This window comes from Mucilaginibacter frigoritolerans, assembly GCF_007830615.1.
GTDB classification, from domain to species: domain Bacteria; phylum Bacteroidota; class Bacteroidia; order Sphingobacteriales; family Sphingobacteriaceae; genus Mucilaginibacter; species Mucilaginibacter frigoritolerans.
Genome location: NZ_VLLI01000001.1, coordinates 379,776 through 393,855, shown reverse-complemented (window position 1 = coordinate 393,855; position 14,080 = coordinate 379,776). Strand labels below are relative to the sequence as shown.

Below are 14,080 nucleotides of genomic sequence, written 5' to 3'. Positions count from 1 at the left end.
AATTAAAAGAAATACACTTATTTTTTCTTTTTAAACCAGCTATTGATTCTTTCAAAAAATGTTGGTTTTGCACCTTCTATGTAATCGCCATAACCATAGCCATGGCCATATCCATAGCCATAGCCGTAATATCCCACTTTTTGGGTTGCAATATCATTTACTACAAGATAAGCATGCTTCAGTTTCTTTTCTGCCACCAGCTTGTTCAAAATATCCAACTGCGATTTAAAGGTATAAGCCTGACGAACAACATAAAGCGATAAGTTTACATAATCTTCCAAAAGCAGCGAATCAGCAACAAGGCCAACAGGGGGACTGTCAATTATGATAAAATCAAACTTTTTCTTAAGCTCAGCAAATATCAGAGGTACCTTTTCATTCAATAATATTTCGGCAGGATTGGGTGGAATAGGACCAGAACTCATTAAAAAACAATTCTCGCTGAAAGTTAATGGGCGAATGTAAGAATCTAAATCATTATTTTCAGAAACTACACAATTGGTAAACCCATTTAAATTTTCCAGGCCCAAACTTGATGTAAGTTTAGGTTTACGAAGATCCAACTCCATAAAAAGTACTTTTTTGCCTGTAATTGCTAAAGTGCTTCCCAAATTAAGCGAAATAAATGTTTTTCCTTCACCGCTCATGCTTGATGTTAACATAATTATCTGAGGGTCATTTTGCTTTATCAAGTACTGCAAATTGGTTCTTAAACTCCTGAATTGCTCCGAAATAACAGACCTGGAATTTTCAACTACAACTAAGTTTTTGTTTTCAATATTATTACCAATTTCGGCTACTATCGGTATTTGGGTATGTTTTTCTATATCTTGTTTTGAAAATATCCTTATAGTCAATGCACTTTTAAAATATAGAAAAATAAAAGGCAGTAATATACCTAGGGCTAAACCAATAAGATGAATTAAACTCCTGTTTGGTTTAATTGGTAAACGGTCACTTTTGGCATTGTCAATAATTCTTGTGCTTGAAATAGTAGAGGTTTTAGTTAGCATAGTTTCTTCTCTTTTTTGCAATAGATAGAGATAAAGCTCCTGCTTTAAAGTTTGCTGCCTTGAATAATCGAGAAATACCCGCTCTTTCCCGGGAGCACTTTTTATTTGATTTGTAAATAAACTATTACGTGTTACAAGTTCTTTTTTACTAATTGATAAACCTTTTTTATAAGCTTCAAAGCTTTTAATTAAGTTAGATTTGACCTCGCTTATCTGATTGTCCAAACTTTTCACAAGCGGATTATCTTCTTTGTAAGACAACTCCATTTTGCTACGCTCAATTAAAAGATCATTGTATTTACCAATAGCGTCAGCAAATACCGGGTCCTGATCTGTTAATGAGCTTGGTATTATGTTTTTATTAGCAGGATTTGTTACATACTTTTCTAAATCATTGATTACTGAAAGCTGTATTTCAATCACATTTAACTGATTAAAATAATCGTTTGCACCAGTAACTAAAGCTTTGGATTGTTCCTCAATATTTGCCAGATTATTTTCTTTCTTAAACCCTTCAAAATCCTTTTCAACACCAGACAATTCTTTTTGAACAATTATTAACCTTCTATCAATAAACGCAACGGTGCTATCTGCAGTCTGAACTTTATTCTCCAAATTACTTTGGATATAATTATTCATTAAAGATTGTAAGATAACCTCTCCTTTTTTTGCAACAGGGTAAATAAATGCTATATCAATAGTAGTACTTTGTTTATCTGATAATTGCACATCTAAACTTTTTGACAATGCTTCAACCTCATTATCTTTAGGTATTATAGATAGTAAATAAGTACCAGCAACTTTTGGTAAAATCTTCTTAAATATCAAGCTATACTCTTTCAATTTAACAGAATCATCAAACTTTGTATTGATGTTGATATCATTCTGGCTGCTCAAAACATTAATCACTCCATTCTCAGCAATTTTTATCTCATAAAGTGCTGAGCTAATTGAATCTGTTTTACTTGACAAACTAACTTCAAATGGGGAATCATAAAACAATTCATCTGATTTGAATCGTCCTTTTCTGAAAATAGTTAAATTTAATTTCAGCTGTTCCACAACCTTCTCCATCAGGGATCGGGATTTTATAATGTCAATTTCGTTTTGGGCATTACTTGGTAAGTCAAAAAGACTGGAAAAATCAGTCATCATTGCATTGCTGGGTCCTCCTGAAGGGCTACTTTTTTCATCCTGCACTAAAAGTTTACTGGTGATTTTATAATCTGGGGTAGCATACCTTAAATACAAAATGGAAAGAGATACACAAATCGCTATACTAAAAACAAATATGTACCAGCTAGATATAATTTTCCCCAATAATTCTTTATAATCAAAACTCTCTTCTTCTGTAAAGTCTTTATAGTTGTTATTGGTGTTTTGTAATTGATTACTCATGTATTTTTCAAACTAGAAATTAATCCTGCTAATTATTACAATTACTACAGTTAAAATTGAACTTATTATTGCAATCGTCCGCGTTTGACCTAAATCATTTGCAGCCGCTTTACCTTGTGTAGGTTCTACATATATAAAGTCATTTTGCCTTAAGTAGTAGTAAGGCTGGTTCATTATATTACTCTTATTTAAGTTAATTCTATAAGCGATTTTTGTACCCTCACCATTATCTCTCAGTAAAAGTATGTTCTCCCTTTTACCGTATATTGTTAAATCACCTGCAACCGATAATGCATCTAAAATGGAAACCTTTTCATTAGGCATTACATAAACGGATGGTCTTGTGACTTCTCCTGTTACCGTAATTTTAAAATTGGCATATCGCACAATAACTGAGGCATCTTTATAGAACTTGCCGGCCGCAGTCTTAATTACTTGACCAGCTTCTTCAGTTGTTAATCCGACCAGATGAAATTCCCCTAATATTGGAATCTGCACATTCCCTTGTTTATCAACCAAATAGCCACTTACTGTAGTAGCACCCAAAGCCATACTAGCACTCCCCCCAGACCCAGCCATAGTGGCAACATTATTAATTGGTATATTACCCTGATTAATAGATAGTGTAGCACTTGGATCAACAGTAGTAACCACAATTGTCATAATATCGTCCACTTGAATCTTAGGTTCAGTGTAATTAGCAATTGGGATAGTTATTGTTTTTCCAGAATCTGGTATATCTGCAAAATACTTGATATTCTTAGTTGATGAACACGATGCGAACATCAACGAAAGATATATTACGGGAGTAAATAAAAAAAATCTCCAATTAAAAGATTTATTCATGTATAAGAGTTTAATATTTTTAATGGCTGCTAATAATTATGAATATAGGAAATTGCATTTAAATTAAGCCTAGGGCAGGCATTTAATTAATTAAATGCCATAAAGATACATAAATGTTAATAAAACTCTCTTAATATTAAGAAAAATGTAAAATCAATTTACGCTTGCCCCATTGTACCCCCAAAATTCATTGGAAAACCTGAAGGTTCTTGTTGAATTTTTATCCGGCCATTTATAGTTTCAAATTTCTCCAGATTGTCTTCCAATGCGGTTAGTAACCTTTTGGCGTGTTCTGGTGTTAAAATAATTCTTGATTTCACCTTGGCCTTTGGAACCCCGGGCATAACGCGTATAAAATCAAGCACAAACTCTGAGCTAGAGTGTGTTATAATTGCAAGGTTTGAATAAATCCCCTCTGCAACTTCTTCAGAAAGTTCAATATTTAATTGAGTTTCATTTTGTTCTTCCATTTTGCTAAAATAGTAAAGCCAACCCATTTAAGGAAGCTTTGAAAAATAAATAGACCCTGTTTATCATTATAGTTATAAACGCCCGTCAACAATTTCTCTTTTAAGTATAGCCTTTGTGTCAAAAATTACTGTTTTTTGATTACAAAAGCTGCTTAAATCCATACTAATAAACTCAATATGTGAAACTGCTAAAACTATAGCATCATATATACAATCGTTAGGCGATAATGTGTTGAAATCAGACATTAAATTTATGTTAAATTGCTTTTTTACTTCCTTAACATTGGCATGAGGGTCATAAACATCAACACTTAACCCAAATTGTTGCAATTCGTTATAGATATCTATTACTTGTGAATTTCGTATATCAGGGCAATTTTCCTTAAAAGTAATTCCTAATATAAGTGCTTTACAGCCATCAATGTGGTGTCCTTTTTTTATCATCAATTTGATAACCTTATTTGCAACAAAAACGCCCATATTATCATTTACCCTCCTGCCTGATAAAATAACTTGCGGATGATAGCCTAATGATTCAGCTTTGTGAGCTAAGTAATAAGGATCAACTCCTATACAATGCCCCCCTACCAAGCCAGGTTTATATTTTAAAAAATTCCATTTGGTTGCTGCAGCGGCCAAAACATCGTTCGTATCAATCCCAATCAGGTCAAAAATCAGCGCGAGCTCGTTTACAAATGAAATATTAACATCGCGTTGGGCATTTTCAATAGCCTTTGAAGCTTCTGCTACTTTTATACTAGGCGCCAGGTAAGTACCTGCTTCAATTATTGACTGATACAACTGGTCAACAAACTCAGCAATTATTGGTATTGAACCTGATGTTACTTTAACAATTTTGGTAAGTGTATTCACCTTATCTCCCGGGTTTATTCTTTCGGGTGAGTATCCACAGAAAAAATCAGTATTAAATTTTAAGCCCGAATATTTTTCTAATACAGGTACACAGTCTTCTTCTGTACAGCCAGGATAAACAGTTGATTCATAAATTACTATATCATTAACTCTGAGGGCTTCTCCTACCAACTGTGATGCATGTAATAAAGCCTTCAGGTCTGGCGATTTAAAATGATCAACCGGGGTTGGTACTGTTATAATAAAAACATTATTCCCCTTTAAATGAGATCTATCTGCCGATAAATATAAACCCCGATTACTACTATCAGAAGAATCGAGAACTGTCTTTAGCTCGTCTATATTAGCTTCATTGGTATAATCTTCACCACGCAACAAGCCATTTATCCTGTCCAAATTAATATCAAACCCTAAAACTTTATATTTTTTCGCGAACTCAATTGCTAGCGGTAGGCCTACATAGCCCAATCCAATAATTGCAATCTTGGTATCCTTTAAATCAAATTGCTTCATGGTAATAGATGTTACTTTATTAGCGATTTATATTTTTTAAATATAGATCACAATTTTGATTTTTATATAAAATGGCAAAGCCTTCCTTTATGGGGAAGGCTTTGCCATTATTAATTCATAGACTTAAGCTTCTACTTCTTCAGCTTTTGAAGCCATCAAGCGATCAAATTCTTCCTGAGAACCTACACGGATATTTTCGTATTCGCGTAAACCAGTTCCTGATGGAATTAAGTGACCAACAATAACGTTTTCTTTCAAGCCAAGCATGTTGTCTTTCTTACCTGCAATTGCTGCTTCGTTCAGTACTTTAGTAGTTTCCTGGAACGATGCTGCTGAGATAAACGACTTAGTGCCTAATGAAGCCCTGGTGATACCTTGTAATATCGGACTTGATGTTGCAGCAATAGCGTCACGAACTTCAACCAGTTTCAAATCTTTACGTTTTAAAACTGAGTTTTCGTCTCTTAACCTTCTCACTGAAACTATCTGGCCTGATTTCAGGTTGTTTGAATCCCCAGGATCAGTAACTACTTTTTTGTCAAAGATCTCGTCATTTTCCAACATGAAATCCCAGCTGTCAACAGCTTCTCTTTCAAGGAAACGGGTATCTCCTGCATCTTCAATAGATACTTTCTGCATCATCTGGTGAACTATCACTTCAAAGTGCTTGTCGTTGATTTTCACACCTTGCAAACGGTAAACTTCCTGTATACCATTTACCAGGTATTCCTGAACTGCAGCCGGGCCTTTAATAGCCAGGATATCAGCAGGCGATATTGAACCATCAGACAATGGCATACCAGCTTTCACAAAGTCATTATCCTGTACAAGGATGTGTTTTGACAATGGAACCAGATATTTTTTAACCTGACCGTCTTTTGATTCGATAGTGATTTCGCGGTTACCGCGTTTAACACCACCTAAAGTTACCACACCATCAATTTCTGTTACTACAGCAGGGTTTGAAGGGTTACGTGCTTCAAACAACTCGGTTACACGTGGTAAACCACCTGTAATATCCCGGGTTTTACCGGTTGAACGAGGAATTTTAGCAATAACCTGCCCTGTTTGTAGTTTCTCACCTTCATCAACAGCGATGTGGGCGCCTACCGGAATGTTATAACCTTTTATTACGTTTCCACCTTTATCAGCAACCTGGATAACCGGGTTCTTTGTTTTATCTCTGGTATCGATAATAACTTTTTCACGGTGACCGGTTTGCTCATCTGACTCTTCGCGGAAAGTGATACCTTCCAATACAGCCTCAAATTTGGCAACACCAGCAAATTCAGAAATAATTACCGCGTTATATGGATCCCATGAACAGATACGGTCGCCTTTGCTGATCTTGCTGCCATCTTTTACATACAGGTAAGCACCGTATGGAATATTGTTGGTAACAATCACTTTATTGGTTCCCGGTTCAAGGATGCGGAATTCACCAGAACGGCCCAAAACCACATCAACTACTCCATCTTCAGTTTTATATTCAACTGTACGAACGTTCTCAAATTCAATAACACCTTCAAACCTTGCGTTGATCTGTGACTCAGCAGCGATGTTTGATGCGGTACCACCCACATGGAATGTACGTAATGTTAACTGTGTACCCGGCTCACCGATTGACTGTGCAGCAATTACACCAACAGCCTCGCCTTTTTGCACGCGTTTACCGCTTGCAAGGTTACGTCCGTAGCATAATGCACATACACCACGTTTGCTTTCGCAAGTTAATACCGAACGAATTTCGATACCTTCTAATGGTGAGTTTTCAATAGTTTTACCAATTTCTTCAGTGATATCCTGACCTGCAGATACTAATAATTGATTAGTAATAGGATCAAGTACATCATGTAAAGAAGTACGGCCTAAAATACGATCATATAATGGTTCAACAATATCCTCGTTATCTTTAAGAGCGGTAGTAAATATACCTCTTAAAGTACCACAATCCACCTCACCAACAATCATATCCTGGGCTACGTCATGTAAACGACGGGTTAAGTAACCAGCATCCGCAGTTTTTAACGCTGTATCCGCCAAACCTTTACGAGCACCGTGAGTAGAGATAAAATATTCCAATACCGACAAACCTTCCTTGAAGTTTGAAAGGATCGGGTTTTCAATAATCTCACCACCTGAACCTGATTTTTGAGGTTTAGCCATCAAACCACGCATACCTGCAAGCTGACGGATTTGCTCTTTAGAACCACGTGCTCCTGAATCCAACATCATGTAAACTGAGTTGAAACCTTGGTTATCGGTAGAAAGGATCTCCATCACATTCGCAGTTAAGCGATTGTTGATACGAGTCCAGATATCGATGATCTGATTGTAACGCTCGTTGTTTGTAATGAAACCCATGTTATAGTTACTCATTACATCCTCAACCTGTTTAGAAGCTTGTTCAATAAGGGTTACTTTTTCAGCTGGGATATTGATATCTTTCAGGTTAAATGATAAACCACCCTGGAACGCCATTTTGAAACCTAACTCCTTAATATCATCAAGGAACTGGGCTGCTCGTGCCATACCTGTAATTTTAACAACTTCACCAATAATATCACGCAGTGATTTTTTGGTTAGCAGTTCATTAATATAACCTACTTCTGCCGGAACGTGTTGGTTAAACAATACGCGCCCTACAGTAGTATCAATAATTTTATTAACAATAATTCCGTCTCTTTCTTTAATAAAGGCTTTTACCTTAATAAAGGCATGCAAATCAAGTTTTCTTTCATTATAAGCGATGATAACTTCTTCGGCAGAATAGAAGGTTAAACCTTCACCTTTTACCACACGACCTGCATCAGTTTTACGGCCTTTCGTTATATAGTATAACCCAAGCACCATGTCCTGAGATGGAACGGTAATAGGTGTTCCGTTAGCAGGGTTTAAGATATTGTGTGAAGCAAGCATTAACACCTGGGCTTCCAAAATTGCCGCGTTACCTAGAGGTACGTGAACGGCCATCTGGTCACCGTCAAAATCCGCGTTGAATGCTGTACAGGTTAACGGGTGTAACTGGATAGCTTTACCTTCAACTAATTTAGGCTGGAATGCCTGGATACCTAAACGGTGCAACGTAGGCGCACGGTTTAATAATACAGGGTGTCCCTTTAATACGTTTTCCAAAATGTCCCAAACTAATGGGTCTTTACGGTCAACAATCTTTTTAGCAGATTTCACTGTTTTAACCACACCGCGCTCTATCATTTTGCGAATGATAAATGGTTTAAACAACTCGGCAGCCATATCTTTTGGTAAACCGCATTCGTGTAATTTAAGGTTCGGACCTACAACAATTACCGAACGTGCTGAATAATCCACACGTTTACCTAATAAGTTTTGACGGAAACGGCCTTGTTTACCTTTCAGAATATCTGAAAGTGATTTCAATGCACGGTTACCCTCAGTTTTTACAGCGTTTACTTTACGTGAGTTATCGAACAACGAATCCACAGCTTCCTGTAACATACGTTTTTCGTTACGTAAAATAACTTCCGGTGCTTTGATCTCGATCAAACGTTTTAAACGGTTGTTACGGATAATTACACGACGATATAAATCGTTCAAATCTGAAGTTGCAAAACGACCACCTTCCAAAGGCACTAACGGACGTAATTCAGGTGGAATAACCGGAACAATCTTAACGATCATCCACTCAGGGTTATTTTCAATCCTGTTTTTAGCATCACGGAAAGCCTCAACAACTTGTAAACGTTTTAAAGCTTCGTTTTTACGTTGTTGTGAAGTTTCGTTTGCAGCCTGGTGACGTAAGTTATAAGACAGGTCATCAAGGTCAAGGCGTTTTAGCAACTCCTCTAAAGCCTCGGCACCCATTTTAGCTACAAATTTCTGTGGGTCCTTATCGTCCAGGTATTGATTTTCCTTTGGTAAAGTATCTAATACATCCAGGTATTCTTCTTCTGTAAGGAAATCCATTTTATTGATTCCGTCAGTTTCTTTAATACCAGGCTGAATTACTACATATCTTTCATAATAAATGATCAGATCCAGTCTTTTGGTTGGTAAGCCCAATAAATAACCAATTTTGTTTGGTAATGAACGGAAATACCAGATATGTGCAACCGGAACAACCAGGTTAATGTGGCCCATACGCTCACGACGTACTTTTTTCTCGGTTACTTCAACACCGCAACGATCACAAACTATACCTTTATAACGGATACGTTTGTATTTACCGCAATGGCACTCATAATCTTTTACCGGACCAAAAATACGCTCGCAGAATAAACCATCACGCTCAGGCTTGTAGGTCCTGTAGTTGATGGTTTCCGGTTTTAAAACCTCACCACTTGAACGCTCCAGAATAGATTCAGGTGAAGCTAAGCTGATAGTAATTGTGGTGAAATTACTTTTGATTTTATTATCCTTTTTGTAAGACATAGTCTCCTTTTGTTTTTTAATTATTGAAGGACTGATTTAATGAATTATTGAATTTTAAAATTGCTGAGGAATTAAAGTATGTTATACTTCTATCCCTCAGTAATTCAATAATTATTCAAGCGTGATATCCAAACCTAAACCTCTTAACTCATGAACCAATACGTTGAATGATTCAGGAACTGATGGTGTAGGCAAGTTTTCGCCTTTAACAATAGCTTCGTATGTTTTGGCACGGCCGATAACATCATCCGACTTAACGGTTAATATTTCCTGCAGAATGTTTGATGCACCAAATGCTTCCAGTGCCCAAACCTCCATCTCACCAAAACGCTGACCACCGAATTGAGCTTTACCACCCAATGGTTGTTGTGTAATTAATGAGTATGGCCCAATTGAACGTGCGTGCATTTTATCATCAACCATGTGTCCCAGTTTCAGCATGTAGATAATACCTACAGTTGTTTGCTGGTCAAAGCGGTCGCCTGTTAAACCATTGTATAAGTATGTACGGCCTGATTCTGGTAAGTTTGCCTTTTTAACCCACTCCTCTACTTCTTCGTGGCTTGCACCATCAAAAATTGGAGTAGCAAATTTAATACCCAGCTCTTTACCGGCCCATCCTAATACAGTTTCGTAAATCTGGCCCAGGTTCATACGTGAAGGTACACCCAGCGGGTTCAACACAATATCAACCGGTGTTCCGTCTTCAAGGAAAGGCATGTCTTCGTCACGTACAATACGTGCCACAATACCTTTGTTACCGTGACGGCCCGCCATTTTATCACCCACTTTAAGCTTACGCTTTTTAGCGATGTAAACTTTAGCCATTTGTACAATACCCGATGGTAGCTCATCACCCACGCTGATAGCAAATTTATCACGACGGTAAGCACCCAATTCTTCATTAACTTTAATGTTATAGTTGTGAAGAAGGATTTTTATCTGATCGTTTTTATCATCATCAGTTGTCCATTTAGTTGGGTTAATATTTTCATAACTAAGCTCAACTAATATTTTTTGAGTGAATTTAACACCTTTTGGCACATGCAATTCTTTATAAACGTTATAAACACCTTGTGAGGTTTTACCGTTAACAATCTCAAATAACTTTTCGATTAAAGTATTTTTAAGATCTTTTATTGCTTTTTCGTGTTTGTTATCTAATTTTTCTAACTGTGCTTTTTCTTCAGCTTTTGAAGTCTTTTTAGCACGTGAGAATAATTTGGTATCAATAACCACACCTGCAATAGATGGTGGAGTTTTTAATGACGCATCTTTCACGTCACCAGCTTTATCACCAAATATAGCACGTAACAGTTTTTCTTCCGGTGAAGGATCTGATTCACCTTTTGGAGTGATTTTACCTATCAGGATATCGCCTTCTTTTACTTCGGCACCAACACGGATAATACCGTCTTCGTCCAAATCTTTAGTAGCTTCCTCTGATACGTTAGGGATATCTGGTGTTAATTCTTCTTCCCCACGTTTGGTATCACGTACTTCAAGTTCAAATTCTTCAACGTGAAGCGAAGTAAATATATCCTGAGAAACAACACGCTCAGAAATTACAATCGCATCCTCAAAGTTATAACCCTGCCAAGGCATGAACGCCACTTTAAGGTTACGGCCTAAAGCCAGTTCACCATTTTGAGTAGCATATCCTTCGCAAAGTACTTGTCCTTTTTCAACACGTTCGCCTTTTTTAACAATTGGCTTCAGGTTGATGGTAGTACTCTGGTTAGTTTTCTTGAATTTAGTTAAACGATAGCTTTTTGAATCACCATCAAAAGATATTAAACGATCTAACTCATTACGGTCATAACGGATACGGATTTCGTTAGCATCAACATACTCAACTTCACCATCGCCTTCGGCATTGATTAAAGTACGGGAGTCTTTTGCAACACGACCTTCCAAACCTGTACCTACAATAGGCGCTTCAGGGCGCAACAAAGGCACTGCCTGACGTTGCATGTTCGATCCCATCAATGCACGGTTAGCATCATCATGTTCCAGGAATGGAATTAATGAAGCCGCGATAGAGGTAATCTGGTTTGGAGCAATATCCATTAAGTCCAATCTTTCAGGCTCAATGATCGGGAAGTCACCTTCAAAACGGGCTTTAACTTTAGGTGTTGCAAAAACGCCATTATCATCATAATGAGCATTTGCCTGCCCTATTGTTTTACCGTCTTCGTCTTCTGCAGACAGGTAAATAACTTCTTCCTGAACCTGTACTTTACCTTCAACAACACGTTTATACGGTGTTTCAATAAAGCCTAAGTTGTTAATCTTTGCGTGTACGCAAAGAGAAGATATCAAACCAATGTTCGGTCCTTCCGGAGTTTCAATAGTACACAAACGACCGTAGTGCGTATAGTGTACGTCACGAACCTCGAAACCTGCACGCTCACGTGACAAACCACCGGGCCCTAAGGCTGACAGACGACGCTTGTGCGTGATCTCTGCCAGTGGGTTGGTTTGATCCATGAACTGTGATAACTGGTTTGTTCCGAAGAAAGAGTTGATCACTGATGATAGCGTACGTGCATTGATCAAATCGGTTGGTGTGAACACCTCGTTATCACGAATGTTCATACGCTCACGGATGGTACGGGCCATACGTGCTAAACCTACACCAAACTGAGCATATAACTGCTCGCCCACGGTACGCACACGACGGTTTGATAAGTGGTCAATATCATCCACCTCAGCTTTTGAGTTGATTAATTTGATCAGATATTTAACAATCGCTATGATATCCTGTTTAGTTAAAACTTTAGTCTCTTCAGAGGTAGTCAGTTTTAACTTACGGTTGATGCGGTAGCGGCCCACATCACCCAGGTCATATCTCTTATCAGAGAAGAATAAACGGTCGATGATACCACGGGCAGTTTCCTCATCAGGTGGTTCAGCGTTACGTAATTGACGGTAGATATGCTCCACCGCTTCTTTCTCAGAGTTTGAAGTATCTTTTTGTAAGGTATTATATATAATGGTATAGTCACCGCTGGTAGCAGCATCTTCCTTATTAAGGATGATGGTTTTAACACCTGCATCAATGATCATATCAATATGATCGTCTTCAAGCACTGTTTCACGCTCCAGGATGATCTCGTTACGGTCAATAGAAACAACTTCGCCGGTATCTTCATCCACAAAGTCTTCAACCCATTTTTTAAGTACCCTTGCAGCTAATTTACGGCCAATAAATTTCTTAAGGCCTGATTTGCTCACTTTAACCTCATCAGCCAATTCAAATAACTCTAAGATGTCTTTATCAGAGTCATAACCAATGGCACGTAATAAGGTAGTTACCGGGAACTTTTTCTTACGGTCGATATAAGCATACATCACGTTATTAACGTCTGTAGCAAACTCGATCCATGATCCTTTAAAAGGAATAACACGGGCAGAGTATAATTTAGTACCGTTTGTATGGCGGCTTTGTCCAAAAAACACACCTGGTGAACGGTGTAACTGAGATACAATTACACGCTCGGCACCATTGATAACAAAAGTACCTTTAGGCGTCATGTAAGGGATAGTTCCCAAATACACATCCTGTACAATTGTTTCAAAATCTTCGTGCTCTTCATCATTACATGATAAGCGAAGCTTGGCTTTTAAAGGCACACTGTAAGTTAATCCGCGCTCAATACACTCTTGTATATCGTAACGTGGCGGATCAATAAAGTAATCAAGAAACTCCAAAACGAAGATGTTTCTTGAATCTGAGATAGGAAAATTTTCGGCAAACACTTTAAACAAACCTTCTTTGTAGCGATTGTCTGAGGTAGTTTCCAATTGAAAAAATTCCTGGAAAGATTGCAACTGAACATCAAGAAAATCTGGATAATCCAATACTTTCCTGCTGGTTGCAAAATTTACTCTTTGATTATTTTTGTTTGCCAAGGGATTATAATTTTAGTTTATTAATAAACTGTGATAGATGTGCGTACTGAGATGTAAGATTCTGAGAGTAAAGAGATTGAAACTTAATGCCTAATGGTATAAACGGCTTAAAATCCCATATCTAAAATCTAAATCTCCAATCTAAACTATATAAACAGCAATAGACCCCGACCAAAAAGGTCGGAGTCTGATGCTATATTCGTGTTGGTTAACTTATTTAACCTCAACTACTGCTCCGGCTTCTTCTAATTGTTTCTTTAAAGATTCAGCTTCTTCTTTAGTTACACCAGTTTTAACTTCTTTAGGTGCACCATCAACTAAGTCTTTAGCTTCTTTCAAGCCAAGGCCGGTTAAGTCTTTTACTAATTTAACAACTGCTAATTTAGCGCCACCTGCTTCTTTCAGGATAACGTCAAATGCAGTTTGTGCTGCTTCAGCAGCAGGAGCGTCATCGCCACCTGCAGGAGCAGCAGCAACAGCAACAGCTGCAGCAGCAGGCTCAATACCATACTCATCTTTTAAGATTTGAGCTAATTCGTTTACTTCTTTTACTGTTAAGTTTACCAACTGTTCAGCAAACGCTTTTAAATCCGCCATTTTATTTTAAATTTTCTTTTAATGCTTTGTTTTAAATTCCGAAAC

7 protein-coding genes are annotated in these 14,080 nt (G+C 37.5%); all 7 read right to left on the bottom strand.

The features are described from left to right. Nucleotides 1-17: 17 nt before the first annotated feature. Nucleotides 18-2,411: a GumC family protein gene (locus JN11_RS01620; protein WP_144908968.1), complete on the bottom strand. Its 2,394-nt coding sequence runs from the start codon at nucleotides 2,409-2,411 to the stop codon at nucleotides 18-20. Nucleotides 2,412-2,423: 12 nt separating this feature from the next. After that, nucleotides 2,424-3,257, bottom strand: a complete 834-nt coding sequence (locus JN11_RS01615) for a polysaccharide biosynthesis/export family protein (RefSeq protein WP_144908966.1) — start codon at nucleotides 3,255-3,257, stop codon at nucleotides 2,424-2,426. Between the two features lie 158 nt (nucleotides 3,258-3,415). Next, complete coding sequence (locus JN11_RS01610; protein WP_144908965.1) at nucleotides 3,416-3,727, bottom strand: DUF3467 domain-containing protein; 312 nt, start codon at nucleotides 3,725-3,727, stop codon at nucleotides 3,416-3,418. Nucleotides 3,728-3,799: 72 nt separating this feature from the next. Beyond that, nucleotides 3,800-5,113, bottom strand: coding sequence for a nucleotide sugar dehydrogenase (locus JN11_RS01605; protein ID WP_144908963.1), 1,314 nt, complete (start codon nucleotides 5,111-5,113; stop codon nucleotides 3,800-3,802). A 123-nt stretch (nucleotides 5,114-5,236) separates the two neighbouring features. After that, nucleotides 5,237-9,523, bottom strand: a complete 4,287-nt coding sequence (rpoC, locus tag JN11_RS01600) for a DNA-directed RNA polymerase subunit beta' (protein ID WP_144908961.1) — start codon at nucleotides 9,521-9,523, stop codon at nucleotides 5,237-5,239. 111 nt (nucleotides 9,524-9,634) lie between these two features. Further along, entirely contained in the window at nucleotides 9,635-13,438 is a 3,804-nt protein-coding gene (rpoB, locus tag JN11_RS01595) for a DNA-directed RNA polymerase subunit beta (protein ID WP_144908959.1), read from the bottom strand. Nucleotides 13,439-13,651: 213 nt separating this feature from the next. After that, nucleotides 13,652-14,035: a 50S ribosomal protein L7/L12 gene (gene rplL / locus JN11_RS01590; RefSeq protein WP_144908957.1), complete on the bottom strand. Its 384-nt coding sequence runs from the start codon at nucleotides 14,033-14,035 to the stop codon at nucleotides 13,652-13,654. Nucleotides 14,036-14,080: the final 45 nt, after the last annotated feature.